The sequence below is a fragment of the Kitasatospora sp. NPDC101183 genome (genome assembly GCF_044767945.1).
Taxonomy (GTDB): domain Bacteria; phylum Actinomycetota; class Actinomycetes; order Streptomycetales; family Streptomycetaceae; genus Kitasatospora.
Genome location: NZ_JBIWOW010000034.1, coordinates 36789 through 59930, shown reverse-complemented (window position 1 = coordinate 59930; position 23142 = coordinate 36789). Strand labels below are relative to the sequence as shown.

The 23142-nt window shown below is 72.6% G+C and carries 24 protein-coding genes; 17 read left to right on the top strand and 7 right to left on the bottom strand.

The window, feature by feature from the left end:
- Positions 1-120: 120 nt before the first annotated feature.
- The 6 genes from ACIRRS_RS33925 to ACIRRS_RS33900 all read left to right on the top strand — a co-directional run bounded on the left by ACIRRS_RS33925 (position 121) and on the right by ACIRRS_RS33900 (position 7742).
- Positions 121-471: a hypothetical protein gene (locus ACIRRS_RS33925; RefSeq protein ID WP_402979305.1), complete on the top strand. Its 351-nt coding sequence runs from the start codon at positions 121-123 to the stop codon at positions 469-471.
- Between the two features lie 185 nt (positions 472-656).
- Positions 657-1472: a hypothetical protein gene (locus ACIRRS_RS33920; protein ID WP_402979302.1), complete on the top strand. Its 816-nt coding sequence runs from the start codon at positions 657-659 to the stop codon at positions 1470-1472.
- A gap of 28 nt (positions 1473-1500) precedes the next feature.
- On the top strand, positions 1501-2739 hold the full coding sequence (locus ACIRRS_RS33915) for a hypothetical protein (protein WP_402979349.1): 1239 nt from the start codon (positions 1501-1503) through the stop codon (positions 2737-2739).
- 7 nt (positions 2740-2746) lie between these two features.
- On the top strand, positions 2747-4336 hold the full coding sequence (locus ACIRRS_RS33910) for an SCO6880 family protein (protein WP_402979299.1): 1590 nt from the start codon (positions 2747-2749) through the stop codon (positions 4334-4336).
- 53 nt (positions 4337-4389) lie between these two features.
- Positions 4390-5739: an ATP-binding protein gene (locus ACIRRS_RS33905; protein WP_402979296.1), complete on the top strand. Its 1350-nt coding sequence runs from the start codon at positions 4390-4392 to the stop codon at positions 5737-5739.
- Positions 5740-5939: 200 nt separating this feature from the next.
- Positions 5940-7742 carry a bifunctional metallophosphatase/5'-nucleotidase gene (locus ACIRRS_RS33900; protein WP_402979293.1) on the top strand — a complete coding sequence of 601 codons (1803 nt, stop codon included), beginning with the start codon at positions 5940-5942 and terminating at the stop codon, positions 7740-7742.
- Between the two features lie 67 nt (positions 7743-7809).
- Here the strand turns inward: ACIRRS_RS33900 and ACIRRS_RS33895 are convergent, their stop codons facing one another.
- The 5 genes from ACIRRS_RS33895 to ACIRRS_RS33875 form a co-directional block, all read right to left on the bottom strand.
- Complete coding sequence (locus ACIRRS_RS33895) at positions 7810-9303, bottom strand: sensor histidine kinase (RefSeq protein ID WP_402979290.1); 1494 nt, start codon at positions 9301-9303, stop codon at positions 7810-7812.
- Positions 9300-10076: a response regulator transcription factor gene (locus ACIRRS_RS33890; RefSeq protein WP_402979287.1), complete on the bottom strand. Its 777-nt coding sequence runs from the start codon at positions 10074-10076 to the stop codon at positions 9300-9302. Before ACIRRS_RS33890 ends, ACIRRS_RS33895 begins: the two co-directional genes overlap by 4 nt.
- Positions 10077-10152: 76 nt before the next feature.
- On the bottom strand, positions 10153-11349 hold the full coding sequence (locus ACIRRS_RS33885) for a S1C family serine protease (protein ID WP_402979284.1): 1197 nt from the start codon (positions 11347-11349) through the stop codon (positions 10153-10155).
- Positions 11350-11464: 115 nt separating this feature from the next.
- The gene (locus ACIRRS_RS33880) at positions 11465-12511 is read right to left on the bottom strand and encodes a LacI family DNA-binding transcriptional regulator (RefSeq protein WP_402979281.1); all 1047 of its coding nucleotides are present in this window, start codon (positions 12509-12511) and stop codon (positions 11465-11467) included.
- Positions 12512-12645: 134 nt separating this feature from the next.
- Positions 12646-13377 carry a response regulator transcription factor gene (locus ACIRRS_RS33875; protein ID WP_402979278.1) on the bottom strand — a complete coding sequence of 244 codons (732 nt, stop codon included), beginning with the start codon at positions 13375-13377 and terminating at the stop codon, positions 12646-12648.
- Between the two features lie 683 nt (positions 13378-14060).
- Here ACIRRS_RS33875 and ACIRRS_RS33870 point away from each other — a divergent pair.
- The 7 genes from ACIRRS_RS33870 to ACIRRS_RS33840 all read left to right on the top strand — a co-directional run bounded on the left by ACIRRS_RS33870 (position 14061) and on the right by ACIRRS_RS33840 (position 18580).
- The gene (locus ACIRRS_RS33870) at positions 14061-14357 is read left to right on the top strand and encodes a MoaD/ThiS family protein (RefSeq protein WP_402979275.1); all 297 of its coding nucleotides are present in this window, start codon (positions 14061-14063) and stop codon (positions 14355-14357) included.
- A 14-nt stretch (positions 14358-14371) separates the two neighbouring features.
- Positions 14372-15616: a hypothetical protein gene (locus ACIRRS_RS33865; RefSeq protein WP_402979272.1), complete on the top strand. Its 1245-nt coding sequence runs from the start codon at positions 14372-14374 to the stop codon at positions 15614-15616.
- Positions 15617-15759: 143 nt separating this feature from the next.
- Positions 15760-16479, top strand: a complete 720-nt coding sequence (locus tag ACIRRS_RS33860) for a DUF2993 domain-containing protein (protein WP_402979269.1) — start codon at positions 15760-15762, stop codon at positions 16477-16479.
- Between the two features lie 247 nt (positions 16480-16726).
- Entirely contained in the window at positions 16727-16807 is an 81-nt protein-coding gene (locus ACIRRS_RS33855; protein WP_353652343.1) for an Ms5788A family Cys-rich leader peptide, read from the top strand.
- Positions 16808-17040: 233 nt separating this feature from the next.
- The gene (locus ACIRRS_RS33850) at positions 17041-17877 is read left to right on the top strand and encodes a sulfurtransferase (RefSeq protein ID WP_402979266.1); all 837 of its coding nucleotides are present in this window, start codon (positions 17041-17043) and stop codon (positions 17875-17877) included.
- Between the two features lie 37 nt (positions 17878-17914).
- Positions 17915-18205, top strand: coding sequence for a DUF1416 domain-containing protein (locus ACIRRS_RS33845; protein WP_030288989.1), 291 nt, complete (start codon positions 17915-17917; stop codon positions 18203-18205).
- Positions 18206-18307: 102 nt separating this feature from the next.
- On the top strand, positions 18308-18580 hold the full coding sequence (locus ACIRRS_RS33840; protein ID WP_402979263.1) for a DUF3099 domain-containing protein: 273 nt from the start codon (positions 18308-18310) through the stop codon (positions 18578-18580).
- On the opposite strand, the gene ACIRRS_RS33835 is transcribed toward ACIRRS_RS33840, so the two are convergent.
- On the bottom strand, positions 18574-18936 hold the full coding sequence (locus ACIRRS_RS33835) for a DsrE family protein (protein ID WP_402979261.1): 363 nt from the start codon (positions 18934-18936) through the stop codon (positions 18574-18576). The genes ACIRRS_RS33840 and ACIRRS_RS33835 overlap by 7 nt on opposite strands.
- A 346-nt stretch (positions 18937-19282) precedes the next feature.
- On the opposite strand from ACIRRS_RS33835, the gene ACIRRS_RS33830 reads away from it, so the two are divergent.
- From ACIRRS_RS33830 to ACIRRS_RS33820, 3 genes are all read left to right on the top strand, one after another.
- Positions 19283-19885: an FABP family protein gene (locus ACIRRS_RS33830; RefSeq protein ID WP_402979258.1), complete on the top strand. Its 603-nt coding sequence runs from the start codon at positions 19283-19285 to the stop codon at positions 19883-19885.
- A gap of 156 nt (positions 19886-20041) precedes the next feature.
- Entirely contained in the window at positions 20042-20506 is a 465-nt protein-coding gene (locus tag ACIRRS_RS33825; protein ID WP_402979255.1) for a Fur family transcriptional regulator, read from the top strand.
- 10 nt (positions 20507-20516) lie between these two features.
- Complete coding sequence (locus ACIRRS_RS33820; protein ID WP_402979252.1) at positions 20517-21488, top strand: YgfZ/GcvT domain-containing protein; 972 nt, start codon at positions 20517-20519, stop codon at positions 21486-21488.
- A 46-nt stretch (positions 21489-21534) separates the two neighbouring features.
- Here ACIRRS_RS33820 and dtd read toward each other — a convergent pair whose 3' ends face one another.
- A complete protein-coding gene (gene dtd, locus ACIRRS_RS33815; protein ID WP_402979249.1) occupies positions 21535-21975 on the bottom strand; it encodes a D-aminoacyl-tRNA deacylase in 441 nt (146 codons plus the stop codon).
- Positions 21976-22452: 477 nt separating this feature from the next.
- Between dtd and ACIRRS_RS33810 the strand changes: the two genes are divergently transcribed.
- Complete coding sequence (locus tag ACIRRS_RS33810) at positions 22453-23073, top strand: ABC transporter substrate-binding protein (protein WP_402979246.1); 621 nt, start codon at positions 22453-22455, stop codon at positions 23071-23073.
- Positions 23074-23142 lie beyond the last annotated feature (69 nt).

Here is a 23142-nt window from a genome sequence, read left to right as displayed (position 1 = left end):
CACGACCAATCCGCGAGAAGTAGCCAAGTCGACATCAGATCTGGCCAAGAATAGGCACCGACCCTTCGCGCGGGCGGGGTCCGGGCCCTTGAATTTGCCTGATCGGGCGGTGAGATGGATATGAACCTGAGCAGCGTGCACACCAATGCGGTCGGCCACCTGGCCGAGGACCCGCCGAAGAAGCCGAACATCGACACCATCATCGGCGGGATCGCCCCGGACTGGGGGCCGTTCGCGAGCCTCGGGTCGGAGGCCCGGGTGATGGTCGAGGTGATCATGGCCCTGGCCATCATCATCTGCCTGGGCATCGCTGCCTGGGGTGCGGCCAAACAGCGGATCGGCGCGACCGCGTTGCGCGACAGCTTCGGGGCCGAACAGGGCAAGGGGCTGATCGTCGCCGGCCTGACCGGCGTGTTCATCATCGGATCGCTCGGCACTCTGTTCACCATTGTCTACGGTATGGCGGTCTGACGATCCGACAGGTCGTTGCTCCTGTTCCTCCGTGCACCCTCCAGCGAGTCCCGTGAGTACCCCCGAGAGCGGCCCGTCCCGCCGTTCGCCGGGAACCCCCACCCCGTAACCGCCCCTCCGTCCGCGCCCGCCCCGGGGCGGAGGACCCCCGGAGCCGCCCGGCTCCCCGCACCAGGAGGGCCGCCGTGCCGTTGTCCGACGACCAGCCGCACACCCGTACGCGGCTGCCGGTCGGCGAACAGCCCTCCCCCCAGCCGAGCCTGCGTCAGTCGCGGCCGCTGCGGACCCTGCTGGCGGTGCTCGTCGTCGTCACGCTGCTCGTGGTCGCCATCTCCATCGCCAACCGCGGCAAGCCCGACCCCGGCGGCGCCGGCCACTCCGCCGACCGCGCCGCCCCCACCGCCCCGGCCGGCGCCGGCCCGGCACCCAGCGGCGACCAGCCGGTCGGCACCACCGTCAACGGCATCGCCTCCGGCTTCCCGCACACCGACCAGGGCTCCCAGTCGGCAGCCGTCAACTACGCGGTGGCGCTGGGCTCCGCGGACATGTTCCGCACGGACAGCCGGCACACCATCGTCGGCACCATCGCCGACCCGGGCGCGGCGCAGGGGCTGCAGAGCCGGCTGGACCAGGGGTTCACTCCGGAGACGGCCGCCAGGTTCGGTCTCGACGCACAGGGGAGGGCTCCTGTGGGAATGACCTTCGTCATGCGGACGATCCCGGTCGGGGCCAAGAGCAACGGCTACAGCGCGGAGAGCGCGAAGGTCGACGTGTGGTGCACGGGCCTGTACGGGGTGGCCGGAGAGCGGTCGATCAAGCCGGTCTCCGAGGAGTGGTTCACGCTCACCCTCAGTCTGCGGTGGACCGGATCGGACTGGAAACTCACCGACTACAGCCGCGCGTCGGGCCCGGCGCCCGTTCCGCCGGACCAGCAGGCCGCGACCGCCGAGGAGATGACTGGTGCCGTCGATAGGTTCGGAGGCTTCCGCTATGCCCGCTGACGGTAACTCGGGCGCCGTGCGACGGGTCATGGGTCGAGTGGCCGGAACGGCGATGTTCGGCGCCCTCTCGGTCGTGCTCTCGACGCAGCGGGCCCTGGCGGCGCCGTCGCCGACCCCCACCCCTGGAACCAGTAACACGAGTTGTCCCGGCATCCCCCTGCCCGGGAACGACGTCTACTGCGCCCCGCCGGGAGGAACCTCGCTCCCCGGCAACATCGGCAGTGGCGTCACCGACCCGTTGGGTTCGCTGGCCAAGGGGTGTGCGCAGGCCGCGGCGTGGGTGGTGCGGAACCTGTCGGGGGCGATCGACGGGACGACGAAGGTGGACTTCACCAATGCGTCGTTCCTGCAGCAGTACGCCGTGGTGTTCGCCGTGTCGACGGTGATCACGCTGGTGCTGTGGCTGCTGGCGGTGACGAAGCGGGCCGTGCGCGGGGCGCCGTTGACGACGGCGTTCACGGAGGCGATCGGGTTCCTGTGGCTGACGGTGGTGGCCTCGGCGTTCACGCCGTTGATCCTGTACACGGTCGTGAGCGTGACGGACGGGCTGACCAAGGCGATCGCGGTGGGGACGAAGTCGGACACCGGGACGTACCTGGGCGGGTTCGCGGACACGTTGGAGAAGGGGGACGTGGGCGGAGGCCCGCTGATCCTGGTGCTGGTGTCGCTGGTGGCGGTGCTGGCGGCGGCGGTGCTGTGGATCGAGCTGCTGATCCGGGCGGCGATGCTGTACGTGGGCGCGCTGCTGGGTACGGCGGTGTACGCGGGGCTGGTGGACAAGCAGATGTGGAAGCACGTGCGCCGGTGGGCGGGGGTGATGGTGGCGGTGGACCTGGCGAAGCCGATCATCGTGATCATCCTGGGCCTGGCGGGCGCGGTGGCCGGCGGCAGCGGGGCGGACGACACGTTCTCGCGGGTGCTGTCCGGGCTGGCGATCCTGTTCCTGTCGATCTTCGCGAGCGCCGCGGTGTACCGGTTCGTGCCGGGGTTCGGCGACGAGATCATGAACATGCGGCACGCCCGGGCGAGCGCGGTGCAGGCCGGGTCGGCGATGATCAACGGCACCGCGAACCTGATGAAGCAGGGCATCTCCACCCACGGGGACCGGGGCCCGCAGGGCGTCGGCGGCGGCGGGGGTGCCGGGGGCGGTTCGGTCGCGCCGGGCATCGCCGCGCACGCCGGCCGGACGCCGGCGCCGCCACCGCAGGGAGGGCCTCCGCAGGGCTCGGTTCCGATCCGTGACAGCAATCCAGCGAAGGGAGGGTGACGGGTAAGTGAGCAGCGAACCGCTCGGCCAGTACGGGGCCCAGTACGCCCAGCCGTACGTGCACCAGCGCCGCACCTACCTGATCGGCAAGGCCCGCCCGAACGCGCCGATCGGCCGGAACCGGGAGTCCGGGGAGATCGTGCTGGTCATCTTCGGGGCGTTCATCGGCATGGTCTGGGGCCTGCTGATGCCGATCCTCCCGCTGCGGATCGCCGGTCTGGTGGGCTTCCCGATGCTGGCGATCGCGGCCGTGTACGTGCCGTACCGCAAGCGGACGTTCTACAAGTGGGTGGAGATCAACCGGACGTACCGGCGGACGGTGCGCAGCGGGCGGGGCCTGTGGCGTTCGGACGTGATGGACGCCGGGACCAGGATGGACGGCCGGGAGGTGGAGGTCGGCCCGCCGCCGGGGGTGGGGCGGCTGCGCTGGCTGACGGCGCCGTTCGGGCCGGACGAGGTCGGGGTGCTGATGCACCTGGAGCGGCGGACGGTGACGGCGGCGATCGAGATCGAGGGCCCGGGCGTGGGCCTGCGCGACTCGGAGGACCAGGAGGCGCTGGTCGACCGGTTCGGGACGCTGCTGAAGCACGTCGCCAACGGGGACGGCTTCGTGACGCGGCTGCAGATCCTGGCGCGGACGCTGCCGGCTGACCCGGACGCGCACGCGAAGGACGTGGAGCGGCGAGGCGACTCGCAGGCGCCGCGCTGGCTGCAGGAGTCGTACGACCAGTTGCAGTCGATGGTGTCGACCTCCTCGGAGCAGCACCGGGCGTACCTGGTGGCGTGCATGCACTACACCCGTGACCTGGCCGCGGAGGCGCACGCGATGGGCCGCAGCGCCTACGAGCGGCGTTCGGGGAGCGGGCGGTCGCGGGACGACGACGGGCTGGCGGCGGTGATGGCGCGCGAGCTGACCGACATCTGCGCCCGGCTGGCGGAGGCGGACATCCGGGTGCGCCAGCCGCTGGGCCAGGCGCGGCTGTCCTCGCTGCTGCACTCGATGTACGACCCGGACCACCCGATCGACCACATCCAGGCGATGTCGCGGCGCAACGCCTGGCCGGCGGAGCTGGACGCGACGCACCCGCAGTACCTGCAGGCGAAGACCCGGGAGTCGGTGACGCGGGACCCGTGGTGCCACGCGACGGCCTGGGTGAAGGAGTGGCCGCTGACCCCGGTGGGCGTCAACTTCCTGGCGCCGCTGCTGGTGCACACGCCGGACGTGATCCGGACGGTGGCGGTGACGATGGACCTGGAACCCACGGACGTCGCGATCGAGCGGATGCTGACGGAGAAGACCAACGACGAGGCCGAGGCCAGCCGTGCGGCGAAGATGAACCGCACGGTGGACCCGCGGGACCTGGCGCACACGGGCCGGGTGGACCAGCGCGGTGACGACCTGGCCTCGGGCGCGGCCGGGGTGAACCTGGTCGGCTACATCACGGTCTCCTCGCGCAGCCCCGAGGCGCTGGCCCGGGACAAGCGGACGATCCGGGCGTCGGCGGGCAAGAGCTACCTCAAGCTGGAGTGGTGCGACCGCGAGCACCACCGGGCCTTCGTCAACACCCTGCCGTTCGCGACCGGCATCCGCCGCTAGCACCGTACGACCGGCCCGCACGACCCCGTTCCGCTGTCACCTGGAGGCCGCCCATGGCGCTCGGCAACATCACCGAGTCGTTCACCAGCCTGTTGTTCGGCAAGGTGGAGACCACCAGGTTGCCGGTGCGCACCTCCACCGGGCAGGCGCAGGCGGTCTACCTGCCCACCGCCGCACCGGGGCTGGGCGACTCCGGGGTGATCATCGGTCGTGAGGTGTACAGCGGGAAGGGGTACGTCTACGACCCGTTCCAGCTGTACGGGCAGCAGCTCCCGGCGCCGCACTGGCTGGTGCTGGGGGAGTCCGGCAACGGCAAGTCCGCGCTGGAGAAGACGTACGTGCTGCGGCAGTTGAGGTTCCGCGACCGGCAGGTCGTGGTGCTGGACGCGCAGGGCGAGGACGGCGTGGGCGAGTGGAACCTGATCGCCAACGCGCTGGGCATAAAGTCGATCCGGCTGGACCCGATGGCGGCCCGGGACGGCGGGGTGAAGCTGAACCCGCTGGATCCGGCGATCACCCAGACCGGCCAGCTGTCGCTGCTGCGCACCATCGTCGAGGTGGCGATGGGGCGCGGGCTGGAGGAGCGGGCGGGCTTCGCGCTGAAGGCCGCGCACGCGCACGTGGCGGCCTCGGTGACGGACCGCCAGCCGGTGCTGGACGACATCATCGACACGCTGCGCAGCCCCGACCTGTCCTCGGTGGAGTCGCTGGGCGTGGCGGTGGACGAGGTGCAGTCCTGGGGCCTGGACGTGGCGCTGGTGCTGGACCGGCTGGTGGACGGCGACCTCCGGGGCATGTTCGACGGGCCGACCACCGACGGCATCGACCTGGACGCGCCGCTGATCGTCTTCGACCTGTCGCACATCGACCGCAACTCGATCGCGATGCCGATCCTGATGGCGATCGTCGGGGTGTGGCTGGAGCACACCTGGATCAGGCCGGACCGCAAGAAGCGCATCTTCCTGGTGGAGGAGGCCTGGCACATCATCAACAGCCCGTTCGTGGCGCAGCTGTTCCAGCGCCTGCTGAAGTTCGGGCGGCGGCTGGGCCTGTCCTTCGTGGCGGTGGTCCACCACCTGTCGGACGTGGTGGACGGCGCGGCGGCCAGGGAGGCCTCGGCGATCCTCAAGATGGCCTCGACCCGGACGATCTACATGCAGAAGGCCGAGGAGGCGAGAGCCACCGGCCGGGTGCTGGGCCTGCCGCGCTGGGCGGTGGAGATCATCCCGACCCTGTCGCCGGGCATCGCGGTGTGGGACGTGAACGGCAACGTGCAGGTGGTGAAACACATCATCACCGAGACCGAGCGGCCGCTGGTGTACACGGACCGGGCGATGACCGAGGACGCGGTGGCCGAAAGGACGCGTGCGGAGCGGCAGTTGGCGGCCGAACCGGGGGTCTGATCCGGGGCCGTTCGTACCGGTCGCACACCGGTCGCGCACCCGGGCGACGACGACGGTTCGTCAGCGGGACATCTTTTCGTCGTGTTCGACCTCCTGACAGCTACGCGCGTTGACCCTAGGCTGCACGGACGCAACACATCGCTTGAGAGCCCGGCCCGGTCCGTACGGCCGGTGCTCCTCCGAGGTGCAGAGGACCCTTCATGCTCTCCGTCAGATCCCGACGCGCGGCGCTCGCCGTCGTCGCCGCCGCAGGTCTGTTCGGCACGGTGGTCGTGCCGACGGCCGCGCAGGCCGCCGACGCCGGTGCCAAGCGCCCCCACAAGACCGTCAACCTCCAGCTGCTGGCGATCAACGACTTCCACGGCAACCTGGAGCCCCCGGCCGGTTCGTCCGGCACGATCAAGGAGGTCGACCCGGCCACCGGCCAGGTCGTCTCGACCCCGGCCGGCGGCGTGGAGTACCTGGCCTCGGCGCTGCGCGAGGCCCGCATCCCGGCCGACGACTCGATCACCGTCGCGGCCGGCGACCTGGTCGGTGCCAGCCCGCTGACCTCCGCGCTGTTCCACGACGAGCCGACCATCGAGGCGATGGACATGCTCGGCCTGGACGTCTCCTCCGTGGGCAACCACGAGTTCGACCAGGGTTCGGCGGAGCTGCTGCGCAAGCAGGACGGCGGCTGCCACCCGAAGGACGGCTGCTACGAGGACGGCCGCACCTTCAAGGGCGCCAACTTCAACTACCTGTCGGCCAACGTGACCGACGAGAAGTCCGGCAAGACCCTGCTGCCCCCGTACTGGGTGACCAAGTCCCAGGGCGTGAAGGTCGGCTTCATCGGCGTCACCCTGGAGGGCACGCCGAACATCGTGACCGCCGAGGGCGTCAAGGGCCTGAAGTTCGCCAACGAGGTCAGCACGATCAACAAGTACGCCGCCGAGCTCCGCTCCAAGGGCGTCAACTCGATCGTCGCGCTGATCCACGAGGGCGGGTACCCGGCCAGCAGCACGTACAACTACGACTGCGGCCCGGCCGGTCAGGGCATCTCCGGCCCGATCGTCGACATCGCGAAGAAGATCGACCCGTCGGTCGGCGCGATCGTCACCGGCCACACCCACAACGCGTACGCGTGCACGATCCCCGACCCGAACGGCGTGCCGCGTTCGGTGACCAGCGCCGCCTCGTTCGGCCGGCTGTTCACCGAGATCAACATGAAGCTGGACAAGACCACGGGCGAGATCGTGCGCCCCTCGGTCAAGGCCGAGAACCACGTGGTGCGCCGCACGGGCGAGAAGGCCCCGGACCTGACGCAGCTGGTGGACCACTACCAGAAGCTGGCGGCGCCGCTGGCCAACCGCCCGGTCGGGTACATCGCCTCGGACATCAACGGGCGCGGCAACTCGGACCTGGAGAAGCCGCTCGGCGACGTGATCGCCGACGCGCAGCAGGACCAGCTGTCGGCGGCCGACAAGGGCGGGGCGCAGGTCGCGTTCATGAACCCCGGGGGCATCCGCGCGGACCTGGTCTACAAGGCCGCCGGGAGCGAGGGCGACGGGGTGGTGACGTACGGCAAGGCGTTCACCGTGCAGCCGTTCACCAACATGATGCAGATCAAGACGCTGACCGGCGCCCAGCTCGTCCAGCTGCTCCAGCAGCAGGTGAGCGGCTCCAACACGGCGGCGCCGAAGATCCTCCAGGTGTCCTCGAACCTCCACTACACCCTGGACATGCGCAAGACCGGCGCCGACCGGGTGCTCGTGGACTCCGTCCGCCTGAACGGCGCGGCGATCGACCCGGCCGCCAAGTACCGGGTCGCGGCCAACGAGTTCCTGGCCGCCGGCGGCGACGGCTTCCCGGCCTTCGCGGCGGGCACCGACAAGCTCGTGGGCGCCTCGGACCTGGACGTGTTCACCGCGTACCTGTCCGCGCACTCCTCGGCGGCCTCGCCGCTGAAGGCCCCGGCGCAGGACCGGATCAAGGTCATCGGCCCGGGCAGCGACATCGACTGACCGTGAGCCGGCGGGGGACGGGCGGGGCGCTGTCGGGGCGCCCCGCCCGTCCTTCTTTTTCCGTGCCCTACTCGGGGGCGGGCCCGCCGGGCAGGCGGAGGGTGGCGAGGGTGCCGGGGCCGCCGTCCGGGGCCGGGCCGAGGGCGACCTCGCCGCCGGCCTCCTTGACGCTCTGCGCCACGATCGACAGGCCCAGGCCCGATCCGGGCAGCTGCCGGGAGGAGGGCGAGCGCCAGAACCGGTCGAAGACGTACGGGAGTTCGTCCGCCGGGATGCCGGGGCCGTGGTCGCGGACGGTCAGCACGCCCTGGTGCAGCCGGACGTCGACGGTGCCGCCGGGCGGGCTGTACTTGACGGCGTTGTCCAGCAGGTTGATCACCGCCCGCTCCAGCGCGGCGGCGTCGCCCCGGACGTACCAGGGCTCGGTCTCCGTGTCGAAGGCCAGCCCGGGCCCGCGCAGCTTGGCCCGCTCCAGCGCCCGCCCGGTGATCTCGTGCAGGGCGACGACGGTGTGCTGGCGCACGGGCTTGGGGGTGTCGGGGCGGGAGAGCTGGAGCAGGTCGCCGATCAGGACGGTGAGCTCCTGCATCTGGGCCTTCATGTTGCCCAGCAGCTTGGTCTTGGTCGCCGGGGGCAGCGGGCGGCCGGTCTCGTCGCTGCGGATCAGCAGGTCGACGTTGGTGCGCAACGAGGTGAGCGGGGTGCGCAGTTCGTGCCCGGCGTCGGCGATCAGCCGGGTCTGGCGCTCGCGGGAGTTGGCGAGGGCGGTGCTCATGGAGTTGAAGGAGTCGGACAGCCGGGCGATCTCGTCGTCCCCGAGCACCGGGATGGTGGTGCCGACCTCCTCGGTGCGGGCGATGTGCTCGACGGCGTCGGTGAGCTGGTCGACGGGCTTGAGCGAGGAGCGCGCCACCAGGCGGCCGGCGACGGCGGCGAGGAGGATGCCGCCGACGGAGACGGCGCCGAGGAGGACGGCGAGGCCCTGGAGGGAGTCCTCGACGGACTTGGTGGGGGTGGCGACCATCATCAGCCCGGGGCCGAACGTGGGGTCACCGTAGACGGAGATGCGCACGACCGCCGGATCGCCGTTGGTGTAGTGGCCGTCGCGGATGATCGCACGGCCGTGCGGGAGGTGGTACGCCTGGGAGTCGCCCGGGTTGACGACGATCGCTCTCCTGGGGTGCCCGGGCAGGCAGACCTCGTGCGTCCTGGCCGTGACGAACTGGACATCCCGCAGGGCGGACCCGCTGACATCGGACGGGGACTTCCCCTCGCGTGTCAGAGCGCCCTCGGGGGTGGCGTCGCAGACCGTCGACTGGGGCGGCAGCCTGGGGACCAGCGGTGTGTCCGCCAGGTCCGCGCGGACCTGGTTGTACAGCTGCTTCTCGACGATGAACCAGCACGCCAGCGCCGACAGTGCGATCGCCACCGCCACCGCCGCCGCGCTCAGGAAGGTGAGCCGGCCGCGCAGGGAGCGGGAGCGCAGCCAGTGCAGGGTGCGCTCACGGCGGCCCGGTGCGACGAGCGGCGGGGCGAGTGGCGGGGGAGGGACCTTGCTCACGTCGTCGTGCCGCCGGTGGTGACCGGGCGCAGGGCGTAGCCGACGCCGCGCACGGTCTGGATGAGCCGGCTCATGCCGCCCTGCTCCGTCTTGCGGCGCAGGTACATCACGTACACGTCCAGGGAGTTGGAGGAGGGCTCGAAGTCGAAGCCCCAGACCGCCTTGAGGATCTGCTCGCGGGTGAGGACCTGGCGGGGGTGGGAGAGGAACATCTCCAGCAGCATGAACTCGGTGCGGGTGAGCTCGACCGGCTTGCCGCCCCGGGTGACCTCGCGGGTGGCGGTGTTCATCTTCAGGTCGGCGAAGGCGAGCACCTCGCTGTCCTCCTCGGCGGCGGCGCGGGCGGCCGCCTCGGTGGCCAGGGCGTTGCGGCGCAGCAGGGCGCGGACGCGGGCGAGGAGTTCGTCGAGCTCGAAGGGCTTGGCCAGGTAGTCGTCGGCGCCGACGTCGAGGCCGGTGACGCGGTCGCCCACGGCGTCGCGGGCGGTGAGCATCAGGACGGGGACGGTGTCCCCGCGCGAGCGCATCCGGCGGACGGCGGTGAGGCCGTCCATCCGGGGCATCATGATGTCCAGCAGGACGAGGTCGGGCCGGTCGCGTTCGACGGACTCCAGCGCCTCGTAGCCGTCGGTGGCGGTGGCGACCTCGTAGCCCTCGAAGGCGAGGCTGCTCTCGAGGGCGTCCCGGAGGGCGGGTTCGTCGTCGACCACGAGGAGCCGGGCGCCGGGGTGGCCGGGCTCGATGGGGGTGCGGTCGTCGGCGGACGGGGTCATGGGCGGCTGCTCTTTCTCGTCGGTACGCGTCGGGTGGAGCCTGCTGGGAGCAATTGTCCGTCCTGGGGACGGCGGGTCACAGGTTCTGGCCGGCCTGAATCTTCGGCAGGACCTGCTTGACGGCGTCGATCGGGATGGCGAAGCCGAGGCCGACGCTGCCGGCGGAGCTGGAGCCGGAGGAGCCGGAGCCGCCGGGCGCGTACATCGCCGAGTTGATCGCGATGACCTGGCCGTTGGCGTTGATCAGCGGGCCGCCGGAGTTGCCGGGGTTGAGGGCGGCGTCGGTCTGGAAGGCCTTGTAGGTGGTGGTGTCGCCGCCGGTGGGCTGCTGGGTGTTGCCGCGCAGGCCGGGGATGCCGGGCAGGTAGGGGAGGCCGAAGCCGCCGTTGCCGCTGGTGCTGCCCTCGTCGAGCTGGACGGTGACGTCGCGGTTCTCGGCGCTGATGATGCCGGAGGTGACGGTGCCGGTGAGGCCGTCCGGATTGCCGATGGCCACGACCGGGTCGCCGACGGCCACGCCGGAGGAGTCGCCGAGGACGGCGGGGACGAGGTTGCTCGCGCCGGTGGCGGTGATCACTGCGACGTCGAGGGACTTGTCGGTGCCGGTGACGGTGGCCTGGGCGGTGGAGCCGTCGTGGAAGGTGACGGTGATCCGGCCGCCGGCGGAGGCGGTGGCGATCACGTGGTAGTTGGTGAGGATGCGGCCGCTCCCGTCGAGCACCACGCCGGTGCCGGTGGCGGTGCCGGCGGAGTTCTTGACGGTGATCTCGACGACGCTGGGCGAGACGGCCGAGGCGATGGCGGGCACGTTGGCGGTGCCGTCCGAGCGGACGGAGACGGGGCTGGCGACGGTGCCCACCCGGGTGTCCTGGGACTGCCGGTCGGCGGTGACGAGCCCGCCGGTGACGCCGCCGAGGACGGCCGCGACGGCGGCGACGGCGGTGACCAGGGCGAGCCGGCCGCGCAGCAGTCCGCGCCGGGCCCGGCCGCCGTGGGCGGGCTGGCCGCTCTGCGTGCCGTACGGGCCCTGCGGACCCTGGGGGCCTTCGGGGCCGTAGCCGAGGATGGTCGGCGGCTCGGGCGGTACGGGCGGCGGGGGAGGGGCGTCGAATCCGTCGGTGCCGGCGCCGCCGTGGAGGACGGTGCCCTCGATGACCCGGGGGTCGTGGCCGCCGTACGGGTTCGGGGCCGCGTACGGGTCGTACGGCGGGCGCTCCCCGTACGGCTGCTGCGGTGCGGACTGCTCGTGGCCGGGCTGCTGCTGTTCGCTCATGACGACCAAGCTCCGCCCGGTGCATGAGGAGCGGATGAGAAGCGGCTCAGAACGGTCCGAGAAGCCCGTTGGGTTCTCATAAAGCCTGGTCAGACGGCCGTTCGGGCGGAATCCGCTATTCCGCCCCGGTGGGGCCGTTGCAGCCGCAGGAACGTCGCACGACCAGGCGGGACGGGAAGGTGCGGACCCGCTCGGTGTCCGAGCCGGGCACCATCAGCGAGTCGTCCAGCACGAGGTCGACGGCGGCGCGGGCCATCGCGTCCCGGTCGGAGGCGACGGTGGTCAGCGGCGGGTCGGCGAGGGCGGCCTCGGGCACGTCGTCGAAGCCGGCCACCGCGAGGTCCTCGGGCACCCGCAGACCGACCTCGCGGGCGGCGCGCAGGACGCCGATGGCCTGGTCGTCGGTGGAGCAGAAGATCGCCCGCGGCCGGTCCGGGGAGCGCAGCACGCCGAGGGCCACGTCGTAGGCGCCGTAGCGGTGGAAGGGCGCGTCGATCAGGTGCGGCTCGGTGGGGACGCCGTGCGCGTCCATGGCGCGCTGCCAGCCCTCGACGTGGTCGATGACCGGGTCCCCGGGGGCGGGGGACTCGACGGGGCCGCCGAAGCAGGCCACGTACGGGTGCCCGTGCACCTCCAGCAGGTGCCGGACGATCGTTTCGGCACCGGCCACGTCGTCGGTGACCACCGCGACGTCGTCGATGGCCTCGGGGCGGCGGTGCAGCAGGACGACCTTGGCGCCCTCCATCGCCGCGAACTCCTCGGCGGCGCGCTGGGAGGGGCCCTGGCTGACGAGGATCAGGCCGGAGACGCGCATCCCGAGGAAGGCGCGGACGTAGTGGACCTCGCGGTCGTCCACGTAGTCGGAGTTGCCGATCAGCACGAGCTTGCCGCGCTCGGAGGCGGCCCGTTCCACGGCGTGAGCCATCTCGGCGAAGAAGGGCTGGCGGGCGTCGGGGACGACCATGCCGATGAGGTTGGTGCGGCGGGAGGCCATCGCCTGGGCGACGCTGTTCGGCCGGTAGCCGAGCTGGTCGATGGCCGCGAGGACCTTCTCCCGGGTGGCGGGCGCGACCGGGCGCGGCCCGTTGTTGATGACGTAGCTGACGACCGCGGTCGAGGTCCCAGCCAGTCGGGCTACGTCGTCGCGCGTCACTTTGGCCACGGGGGGAGTCTACGCGTGTGGCCCCGGCCTGGGCAGGGGGCCCTTGCGCCTCCCGGGGCGGGGGCCGGGCGGGGCCGGGCGGGTGGCGGACGAACCGGACAAGCCGGGCGGGGGAACGGTTCTCCCCCGCCCGTTCAGGCCTCCAGCGGCGCCGTCCGGCGCTGGGCCGGCTCCGGGCGCTCGCCCTTGTCGGGCTTCTCCGGGACGACGAAGCGGTAGCCGACGTTGCGCACCGTGCCGATCAGCTGCTCGTTCTCGACGCCGAGCTTGGCGCGCAGCCGTCGGACGTGGACGTCCACCGTCCGGGTGCCGCCGAAGTAGTCGTAGCCCCAGACCTCCTGGAGCAGCTGCGCCCGGGTGAAGACCCGGCCGGGGTGCTGGGCGAGGTACTTGAGGAGCTCGAACTCCTTGAAGGTGAGGTCGAGCACGCGGCCCTTGAGCTTGGCCGAGTAGGTGGCCTCGTCCACGGAGAGGTCGCCGTTGCGGATCTCCATCGGGCTCTCGTCGACGGCGACCTGGAGGCGGCCGAGCGCGAGCCGCAGCCGGGCCTCGACCTCGGCCGGGCCAGCGGTGTCCAGCAGGACGTCGTCGATGCCCCACTCGGCGGTGACGGCGGCCAGGCCGCCCTCGGTGACCACGAGGATCAGCGGACAGGCGATGCCGGTGGAGCGCAGCAGCTGGCACAGGCTGCGGATCTGCGGCAGGTCGCGTCGGCCGTCGACGAGGATGACGTCCGCGCTGGGGGTGTCCACCAGGGCGGAGCCCTCGGCGGGGGCGACCCGGACGTTGTGGAGCAGCAGGCCGAGGGCGGGCAGCACCTCGGCGGAGGGTTGCAGGGCGTTGGTGAGGAGGAGCAGAGAACTCATACCCGGTGGTCCCCTTTCCGGGTCGTCGCGGTCGCTGTCGGGCTGCCGCCACAGCCGGATGGCGCACGTGCTGGGGTGAGGGTGAGGACGACGGGCGGCCGAGTCGTACCGGGGGCGCGGACGGGGGCGGGGGCGCGGTGGCGTGCGCGCCCCGGGGGCCGCGACCCCTGGCGCACCGTTTCTGCCCCGCTCATTCCCGCGAACCTCCGGTCTGGTCCGGTGCCGGGCGGCGGCCCGGCGCCCGGTGGCGACGCCCGGCCGGACGGGGCACGTCGTCGTGCCGCGAGCGGCGGGCGGTCCCTGCGGCGCGCCGGGGGTGGGCCGACGAATCGCAAGGACGTCCGTACTGGCGTCCTGTAAGCACGAAAGGACCCGGGGGCGACTCTGCCCGGGTCCCTCTTGGTGGTCGAGGATAGCCGACCCCCGCCCGCCCCGGGAGGTGCCGAACCCGGCGCATCGCCCAATCCGGGCACCCGGCGGGTGAGCCTGGTCACGGCTTCGCGGGCCGATCGGGGCCCTCCCGGCCAGGGCGGTTGCCGCTCGTGGCGGCCGACACGCCATCATGGGACGCGCACCGGCGGCTCGGCCCGGGTCCATCTTTCGGGTGGTTTCGGAGGCCGCCGCCGGGGCGATCCGGACCGGGGCACCCGGGCCGGGCGAGGACGACGAGAAGGGGTGGCCCGATGGGCGCGACCACCGAGCCCGCCGACGGCGGCGCCCGGGTGCGCGGGACGATCCGCTACTGGGCGGCCGCGAAGTCCGAGGCCGGGCTCGCCGAGGAGCCGTACGAGGCGGCGACGCTGGCGCAGGCGCTGGCGGGCGTCCGGGAGCGGCACGCGGACCGGCCGGCGTTGCTGCGCCTGCTCGGGCACTGCTCGTACCTGGTCGACGGTGCGCAGGTGGGCGGCCGCGACCACGGTCTGGTCGCCCTGACCGAGGGCGGGACGGTCGAGGTCCTTCCGCCGTTCGCGGGAGGCTGAGGGACGTGACGGACATGAACAACCCGCATCAGGGCGGCTACGGGCACTGGCCGCAGCAGGGCCACCCGCAGGGCCCCGGCCACCAGCCGCCGTACGGCTACCCGGCGGACCAGGAGGCGACCACGCTGCTGCCGCCCGTCCCCGCGGTGGACGAGGCCGCGACGACGCTGCTGCCTCCGGTGCCGGCCCTGGAGGACGCCGCGGCGACCACGCTGCTGCCGCCGGTGGTGCCGGGCGGGATGCCGCCGCAGGCTCCGCAGCAGCAGCCGTACCAGCAGGCTTATCAGCAGGCGCAGTCGCAGGCGTACCAGCCGCAGCCGCAGCCGCAGCCGCAGCCGCAGCAGCCCCGGGCCCAGGGGCGGCACGCGGCCCCGGCCGCCGCCGCGCCAGCGCCCGTGCCCCCGCCCGTGCAGCAGCCCGCGCCCGGCTTCGACCCGCCGACGATGACGCTCAAGCGGCCCGCCGCACCCGCCGGGCCGCCGTACCCGGGCGTCCCGTCACAGCAGTTCCAGCAGCCGCTCCCGCCGCCCGCCGCGCAGGAGCAGCGCGGCCGCACCGGCTCGCCGATCATCGACCCCGGCCTGCAGCCCGCGCTGATCACCGCCGGCACGGCGGCCCTGCTGGCCGGCGGCGCGGCCCTCGGCCAGGTGCCGCTGGCCCTGGTGGTGGTGCTGCTCCAGGCGCTGACGGCCGCCGGGTGGTTCCGGCTCAACGGCATGTGGCCGGCCCGCCAGGGCATCGCCCTGGCCGCGCTGGCCGGCTTCACGGCGGACGCGGCCGTGCTGCTGTCCGGCTCGGACGGCTCGGCGGCGGCCGTGGTGGGCACCCTCGGCGGGTTCTTCCTGCTGGTGATGGTCCTCCAGACCTTCCGTCCCTCCGACCCGAAGGAGCGGTTCTACGCCCTGACGGTGCTCGGCTCGGCGACGGTGGTGACGGCGCTGTGCACCATGCTGCTGCTGGCCGACTGGGTGCCGGCCGGCGTCGGCGCCGTCGCGCTGGCGACGCTGCTGGCCGCCGCGCCGCTGCCCGGCCCGAAGTGGCTGGGCCCGGTGCTGGGGCTGGCCGCGGCGGTGCTGCTGGGCCTGCTGGTCGGCGCGCCGCTCGCCCTGGGGGCGCTGGCCGGGGTGGGCGCCCTGGTCGGGCGCCGGGTCGCCGCGTACGACTTCCCGTCCCGCTTCGTGCACATGACGGCGGGCGTGGCGCTGCCGCTGGCGGTGGCCGCGCCGCTGATCTGGATCGCCACCGATCTGCTGGCCTGACACCCGCCGGGAGCACCGCCCGTACGACGAACCGCCTCGGAACCAAGTTCCGGGGCGGTTCGTCGTACGGGCGTGCGGGTTCGGCCCCACCGCGGGGCCACCGGTGACCAGGAAACGGCGAGCGGCGAGGACGGGGGACAGCGGTGCGCGGATGGCTGAAGGCGACGATCGGCCTGGCGGTGCTCGGCGGCCTGCTGGTGGGGGCCGACCGGATCGCGGTGGGCGTGGCCGAGGACGAGGCCGCCGACCGGATCGCGAAGAGCGGCCGGATGAACCAGAAGCCGGACGTGACGATCGAGGGCTTCCCGTTCCTCACCCAGGCGCTGTCCAAGGAGCTGGACGACGTCCGGATCTCCTCGGACGGCCTGACGGTCGGCGACGGCCGGCAGCAGGTGGCGCTGCACGCGTTCCAGGCGAAGCTGTCGGGCGTCAAGGTGAGCGACGGGCTGAACAGCGCCACCGTGGACAGGGGCACCGGCAGCGGGGTGATCAGCTATGCCGACCTCTCCCAACTGCTGCCGCCGGCCAACCAGTTGGTGTCCGGCAAGGTCCCGATCGGCGGCTCCTCCCGGTTCAGCCTCTCCTACGGAGGGCCGGGCAAGGTGAAGGCCTCGCTGGGGTCGCTCCCGGTCGGCGAGGGCACGGTGCACAGCAAGGGGAACACCATCACGGTGGACGGCTTCAGGCTGAGCGGCCTGGCCGGGGCGCTCGCCGGGGCGTCCGGCCAGGAGCCGGCGCCGCTGAGCGTCACCCTGGACTCGCTGCCCGCCGGGCTGAACCTGGCCGACAAGGACGGCGCGACGCCGGTCGAGGACGGGCTCCGGCTGGCCTTCGACGCCAAGGGCGTCCAGCTGCTCGGCTGACCGCCCCCTCCTCCACCTCCGCTCCCTCCCGTCCCTCCCGTTCCTTCCGTCCGTTCCGCTCCGCGAGACGCGCTGTCCAGCGCGCCCCGCGGAGCGGTGTCGTTTCCGCCCGATCTGCGCCGCCGGAGGGCCACCGGCCGGGGAACGGGCGGGTGCGGGAGGGGTGAATCCCGGAATGTGGTCTTCCTGGTCTCGGTATTCGATACGCTGATGACAGCAGCCCTGGAGTGTCCCTAGCATCGTCGGCATGAAGCGACAGACGGATCTCACGAAGCGGCGGGCGGTCGACCTGTGCCGCGTGTCCGCCTGTCTGTGTCGAATGCGCTGAATCGGCATCCTGGCAGGGCAGTTGCAGCCCGCCGCCGATCCTCCCGGTGACCTCCGCCGGCCGCTGAGGCCGCAGGTCTTCGCCGTACCCCCGCAGTCTCCGGCCCGGCCGTACCTCCCTCTCCCGCTCGTCTCGGTATTCGGACGGGCTTTCGGACGAGGTCCCCGCCCGGGCAGCCCTGCAGCCCTGAGCAGCACCTTCCGCCACACCGCCCTCGGATGGAGAACACCACCATGAGCCGCAGCGACGTCCTGGTCGACGCCGACTGGGTCCAGGCCCACCTGGACGACCCGAAGGTCGTCATCGTCGAGGTCGACGAGGACACCTCCGCCTACGAGAAGAACCACATCCGCAACGCCGTCCGGATCGACTGGAAGCAGGACCTCCAGGACCCGGTCCGCCGCGACTTCATCGACCAGGCCGGCTTCGAGGCGCTGCTCAGCGCCAAGGGCATCGCCAACGACGACACCGTCGTCCTGTACGGCGGCAACAACAACTGGTTCGCCTCGTACGCCTACTGGTACTTCAAGCTGTACGGCCACGGCGACGTCCGCCTGCTGGACGGCGGCCGCAAGAAGTGGGAGCTGGACTCCCGCGACCTGGTCGTCGAGGTCCCGGCCCGTCCGGCCACCGAGTACAAGGCGCAGGCCGTGGACTCCTCCATCCGCGCCTTCCGCGACGACGTGATCGCCGCGATCGGCACCCTCAACCTGGTCGACGTCCGCTCGCCCGACGAGTTCTCCGGCAAGCTGCTCGCCCCGGCCCACCTCCCGCAGGAGCAGTCGCAGCGCCCCGGCCACGTGCCGAGCGCCCGCAACATCCCGTGGGCCAAGAACGCCAACGACGACGGCACCTTCAAGAGCGACGACGAGCTCAAGGCCCTGTACGAGGCCGAGGGCGTCGACCTGGCGAAGGACACCATCGCCTACTGCCGCATCGGCGAGCGCTCCGCGCTCACCTGGTTCGTCCTGCACGAGCTCCTCGGCCAGGAGAACGTCAAGAACTACGACGGCTCCTGGACCGAGTACGGCAGCCTCGTCGGCGTGCCGATCGAGCTCGGCAGCAACTGAGCCCCGGCTCGCGGTCAGTCAGAAGGGATACAGAGACATGTGCGGTGCGAAGGCCGGCGGCCCGGACCTGGCAGGAGTAGACGTGGCGAACGAGACGATCATCCAGGGTTCGGTGACCCGCGACGGTGAGCCGGTCAACGGCTACGTCCGGCTGCTGGACGAGAACAACGAGTTCACGGCCGAGGTCCCCACCTCGGCGACCGGGCAGTTCCGGTTCTTCGCCCGCCCGGGCAAGTGGACCCTGCGCGCGCTGGTGCCGGGCCAGACCGTGGACCGTCAGGTGGTGGCCTCCCAGGGCACCGCCGTCGAGGTCGCGATCGCCGTCTGAGCGATCGCCGTCCTCGTGATCGCCGTCCGAGCGGTCTGATCGACAGCTGATACGCGCGAAGGGCCCCTGCCGAGCGGGGGCCCTTCGCCGTACCGTGGAAAGGTGCAGGCGAGACGGCGGCGGCGTTGGTACTACGTCCTGATGGGCGTCTGCCTCGGCCTGTTCGTGCTGGCCTGGGGCGTGGTGCGGTTCTTCTCGGTCGGGGCGGCGATCGGCCTGTGCCTGGTCGCGATGGTCATCCCGCCCGCCGCCGCGGTGTTCGCCAACCAGCGCGACTCCGAGGACGACTGGTGGAACGACCCGCGCTGGGACGACCCGAAGTGGGACGAGCCCGGCCACGACCGGGACCACCCCGACCACCCCGAGGGTCAGTAGACGAGCGCCTGCACGCCGTCCGACATGATCTCGCTGACGAAGACCTGCGCGCCCGCGATCCGGACGCCCTCGACGGTGTCCTTCTGCTCGATCCCGCGCCGCACCGCGCACTGGGTGCACAGCGTCACCGAGCCGGCCGCCAGGATCGACTCCAGGAGGTCCGGCAGCGGCGCCGCGTGCGGCAGCTCGAACTCCGCCGCCCGCCCCGGAAGCGCGAACCAGGAGGACTCCCCGGTCAGCCAGAGCGAGACCTCGATCCCGCTGGCGACGGCCACCGCCGCCACCGTGAACGCCTGCGAGCACCGCTCCGGCGCATCCGCCCCGGCGGTGACCTTGATGACCAGTTTCTTCGCCATGGGCGACACCTTAGGGCTCCGGCGACCGCCGCCCGTCGTCATCCTCGAATCCCTTGGGCAAACCTTGGGCGGCGGATGGCCCCCGGCGCGCGCACGCAGGTGGTGGGGCTCACCACGACCGGCGAAAGCCCGGCGGATAGAGTGAGCGGCGAACGATCCACCACACTGTCGTCGCCTGGGAGCCCCCCGTGTCCGCTCTGGAACTCTTCTTCGACGGTCTGCTGGCCCTCATGGCCGTGCTGATCACCTGGTTCGCCATCTTCTCGGTGATGAAGCTGTACCAGGGCCAGCGCTGAGCCTGCCGTACGGTTGAGGCATCCGCACACCGACGACAGCGACCAGGAACATGATCGAGATCCCCTCTGACCTCCACCAGGACGTCGTCCCGCTCGCCTTCCTCCTCGGCACGTGGGAGGGCGCGGGCGTCTACGCCCCTCTGCCAAATGAGGGGGGCCCGGGCACGGAGAAGTGCAACTTCGGCCAGGAGATCGTGATCCGCCACGACGGCCGCCCCTTCCTGGAGTTCCGGTCCCGCACCTGGGTCCTGGACGAGCAGGGCGAGAAGGTCCGCCCGCTGGAGAACGAGCACGCGTTCTGGCGCATCACCAGCAACCAGCACGGCACCAGCGGTGCCCGCGGGATCGAGATCTCCTCCGTCCGCGACGACGGCACCGTGGAGATCTGGTACGGCGAGCTGGCCGACGGCAAGCCGCAGATCGACGTCTCCACGGACGCGGTGGCGCGGATCGAGGGCTCCCCGGAGTACTCGGGCGGCAAGCGGCTGTACGGCTTCGTCAACGAGGAGCTGCTCTGGGTCGGCGAGAAGGCCGCCCCCCAGGTGCCCCTGCGGCCGTACATGTCCGCCCAGCTGCGCAAGGTGCTCAGCCCGGCCCAGCTGATCAAGGACATCAACGATCTGCCGGACGACGGGATCGCGTTCTTCAAGTAGGACACAGCTCAAGTAGGACGCAGCTCAAGTAGGACGCGGCTCGGCTGGAACGCAGCTCGAGCGAGGCCCCCGCAAGGCCTGAGGTAGGGATAGGGACCGGCCCCCGGCCGGTCCCTACACTGGCATCAGGACCCCCGACCTTGGCAGGGACAGACCGTGGCGGACACCGGCACCACCGACTGGCAGCTCTCCGGCGACTGGAAGACCGACCTGCGCGAGCGCGGCTATCGGCTCACCCCACAGCGCCAGCTCGTCCTGGAGGCCGTCGACGTGCTCGACCACGCCACCCCCGACGAGATCCTCTGCCACGTGCGCCGCACGGCCAGCGGCGTCAACATCTCCACCGTCTACCGCACGCTGGAGCTGCTGGAGGAGCTGGGCCTGGTCTCCCACGCCCACCTCGGCCACGGCGCCCCGACCTACCACCTGGCCGGCCGCCACCACCACCTCCACCTGGTCTGCCGGGACTGCGACCAGGTCACCGAGACCGGCACCGAGATCGCCCAGCCGCTGATCGACAGCCTGCGCGAGCGGCACGGATTCGACACCGACCTCAAGCACTTCGCCATCTTCGGCCGCTGCGCCGACTGCACCGCCAAGCTCTCCGGCGGTCGGTCGTAAGCTGGCCGGTATGACCGGTCCGAAGAGCCCGCTGCTTGCCCTGCCCGGAGCCGTCCCCGCCGAGGGGGCCGACGAGGGCGTCGCCGCCCACTACGGCGACATCTTCCGCGAACAACGCCGCCTGTCGCAGGGCGTCGGCTTCGTCGACCTCTCGCACCGCGGGGTCGTCACCGTCACCGGCGCGGACCGGCTGGCCTGGCTGCACCTGCTGGTCACCCAGCACGTCAGTGAACTGCCGCCGCAGCAGGCCGCGGAGGCGCTGGTGCTCTCCCCGAACGGGCACGTCGAGCACGCCCTCTACCTGGTCGACGACGGCACCACCACCTGGGCGCACGTCGAGCCCGGCACCCAGGGTGCGCTGGTGGCGTACCTGGAGAGCATGAAGTTCTTCTACCGGGTGGAGGTCGCCGACGCGACCGCCGACTACGCCGTCGTCCATCTGCCCGCGGGCTCCGACGCCTCCGCCGAGGGCGCCGCCGCCGTCCGCGAACTCCCGTACGGGCGCGACCTGTTCGTGCCGCGCGCCGAGCTGGAGAAGCTCACCGCCGGGTACGGCCCGGCCGCCGGGGTCTGGGCGTACGAGGCGCTGCGGATCGAGGGCCACCGGCCCCGGCTCGGCTTCGAGACCGACCACCGCACCATCCCGCACGAGGTGGACTGGCTGCACACCGCCGTCCACCTGCAGAAGGGCTGCTACCGGGGCCAGGAGACCGTCGCCCGGGTGCACAACCTGGGCCGGCCGCCGCGCCGGCTGGTCTTCCTGCACCTGGACGGCACCGAGGAGACCCTGCCCCCGCACGGCACCGAGGTGCGTCTCGCATCGGACCCGGACGGGCGGGCGCTCGGCTTCGTCACCTCCTCGGCGCGGCACCACGAGCTGGGGCCGATCGCGCTGGCGATCGTCAAGCGCAACGTCCCCGTGGACGCGGTGCTGCTGGCCGGGACGGTCCCGGGCACCCAGGACGTGATCGTCCCGCAGTAGCCGCAGGGTCTGTCGCCGGTTCTGTCGCCGGTTCTGTCGCCGGGACTCAGACCTCGACGAGGACGGTGAACGGGCCGTCGTTCACCAGCGCCACCCGCATGTCGGCGCCGAACCGGCCCGTCTCCACCTTCGCGCCGAGCGCGCGCAGCTGCGCCACCACCTCGTCCACCAGCGGCTCGGCGACCGGGCCGGGGGCGGCGGCGTTCCAGGTGGGGCGGCGGCCCTTGCGGGCGTCCCCGTAGAGGGTGAACTGCGAGATCACCAGCAGCGGGGCGCCGATGTCGGAGCAACTCTCCTCCACGCCCTCCCCGTTCGCCGGCAGCAGCCGCAGCGTCCAGAGCTTGCGGGCCAGTTGGGCCGCCTTGGCCGGGGTGTCCTCGTGGGTGACGCCGACCAGGACGCAGAGCCCGGGCCCCTCGATCGCCCCGACGGTCTCGCCGGCCACGGTCACCCGGGCCTCGGTCACTCGCTGCACCACTGCTCGCATGCCGCCCATTGTGCCGGACCCCCGTAGCCCGTTCGGACGGGTCCCGGGGCGCACTGCTGGGGCGTGCGGAAGGGTGGCGCACGCCGTGTGTTGCGCGCCTGCGCGGTGGCGGGCGCCGCTCTTCCTGCGGAAAGGCTCTGTCATATCAGCCACCCCCGTTCGCCAGGGGGCCGTTCGGGTGCACGGGCGGTGCGCGCGCGCCGGGCGGGGTGGCACGCTGGTGGACCATACGAAGGGCCCGGGGCGCCTCATGGTCCGCCGCACCGGGCCCCGGGGTTCGGCCGGGCGGTCGAGCCGGTGGGTCAGGCGCTCCGACGAGGTCGCCCCGACGGGTGGTTCCCGGCCGGTGGCGCAACCTTCCAGGGGCGCCCGGGCGTGCCGAAGGACGGGACGCGAGCCCGACCGGGGGGCGGGCCGGACCGGCGGCAGGGACGGGGTGCCGTGAGCGGGCGGGATCGGACGACGGCAGGTGGCTGGATGATGGACGCGAGCAGCGCGGCGCGGGAGCGGTCGGCGCGGGGCCCGGAGCAGCGGGCGGGCGGCGGGGGCGGCGGGGACGGGGAGCGGAGTCCCGACCTGGAGCGCCTCGGCCTGGACGAGTTGCGCGTCCTGCGCCGCGAGACCCTGGAGCAGGAGGCCGACCTGTCGTACCTGCGGAGGCTGCTGCACGGCCGGATGGACATCCTGCGCGCCGAACTCGACCGCCGCCACCCGGGCGCCGGCCCGGCCCCGGCCGCCGAGGAGCCCGGGTGGGACGCGGGCGGGGACCTGCTGGACCGGCTGCCGGCCATCCTCACCGACGCCCCCTCCACCGTGCGCCGCTCGGCCCGGCACGTCACCCTCGGCCCGCCGCGCACCCTGGACGCCCGGCTGGAGGCGGACGAGCTGATGGGCGACGTCCAGCTCGCCGACCTGGCCGCCCACCCGGCCGAGGAGCTGCGGGCCGCCCTGGAGCGGCTGCGGGCGTACGAGCGCGAGGTGTCCGGCCGCCGCCAGCGGCTGCTGCGCACGGCGGACGGTTGCAACGCCGAGATCACCCGCAGGTACCGTGATGGGGAAGCACGGGTCGACGACCTGCTCGCGGGCGGCCCGCTCTGACCAGGTGAGGCCCCGCGCGCGGACGGGCCCGGGCTCGCCCCCGGCCCACCCTCGCCCCCGGAAGGCTCC

What these genes read in the sequence shown, in the direction of transcription:
- ACIRRS_RS33890 (WP_402979287.1), bottom strand. Translation starts at nt 10,076, where the DNA reads ATGACCCCGTCCGCCGACGACCGCACCCCCATCGAGCCCGGCCACCCC.
- ACIRRS_RS33875 (WP_402979278.1), bottom strand. Translation starts at nt 13,377, where the DNA reads ATGAGTTCTCTGCTCCTCCTCACCAACGCCCTGCAACCCTCCGCCGAG.
- ACIRRS_RS33845 (WP_030288989.1), top strand. Translation starts at nt 17,915, where the DNA reads ATGTGCGGTGCGAAGGCCGGCGGCCCGGACCTGGCAGGAGTAGACGTG.
- ACIRRS_RS33900 (WP_402979293.1), top strand. Translation starts at nt 5,940, where the DNA reads ATGCTCTCCGTCAGATCCCGACGCGCGGCGCTCGCCGTCGTCGCCGCC.
- ACIRRS_RS33830 (WP_402979258.1), top strand. Translation starts at nt 19,283, where the DNA reads ATGATCGAGATCCCCTCTGACCTCCACCAGGACGTCGTCCCGCTCGCC.
- ACIRRS_RS33925 (WP_402979305.1), top strand. Translation starts at nt 121, where the DNA reads ATGAACCTGAGCAGCGTGCACACCAATGCGGTCGGCCACCTGGCCGAG.
- dtd (WP_402979249.1), bottom strand. Translation starts at nt 21,975, where the DNA reads ATGCGAGCAGTGGTGCAGCGAGTGACCGAGGCCCGGGTGACCGTGGCC.
- ACIRRS_RS33820 (WP_402979252.1), top strand. Translation starts at nt 20,517, where the DNA reads ATGACCGGTCCGAAGAGCCCGCTGCTTGCCCTGCCCGGAGCCGTCCCC.
- ACIRRS_RS33915 (WP_402979349.1), top strand. Translation starts at nt 1,501, where the DNA reads ATGGGTCGAGTGGCCGGAACGGCGATGTTCGGCGCCCTCTCGGTCGTG.
- ACIRRS_RS33850 (WP_402979266.1), top strand. Translation starts at nt 17,041, where the DNA reads ATGAGCCGCAGCGACGTCCTGGTCGACGCCGACTGGGTCCAGGCCCAC.
- ACIRRS_RS33855 (WP_353652343.1), top strand. Translation starts at nt 16,727, where the DNA reads ATGAAGCGACAGACGGATCTCACGAAGCGGCGGGCGGTCGACCTGTGC.
- ACIRRS_RS33865 (WP_402979272.1), top strand. Translation starts at nt 14,372, where the DNA reads ATGAACAACCCGCATCAGGGCGGCTACGGGCACTGGCCGCAGCAGGGC.
- ACIRRS_RS33905 (WP_402979296.1), top strand. Translation starts at nt 4,390, where the DNA reads ATGGCGCTCGGCAACATCACCGAGTCGTTCACCAGCCTGTTGTTCGGC.
- ACIRRS_RS33835 (WP_402979261.1), bottom strand. Translation starts at nt 18,936, where the DNA reads ATGGCGAAGAAACTGGTCATCAAGGTCACCGCCGGGGCGGATGCGCCG.
- ACIRRS_RS33870 (WP_402979275.1), top strand. Translation starts at nt 14,061, where the DNA reads ATGGGCGCGACCACCGAGCCCGCCGACGGCGGCGCCCGGGTGCGCGGG.
- ACIRRS_RS33885 (WP_402979284.1), bottom strand. Translation starts at nt 11,349, where the DNA reads ATGAGCGAACAGCAGCAGCCCGGCCACGAGCAGTCCGCACCGCAGCAG.
- ACIRRS_RS33810 (WP_402979246.1), top strand. Translation starts at nt 22,453, where the DNA reads ATGATGGACGCGAGCAGCGCGGCGCGGGAGCGGTCGGCGCGGGGCCCG.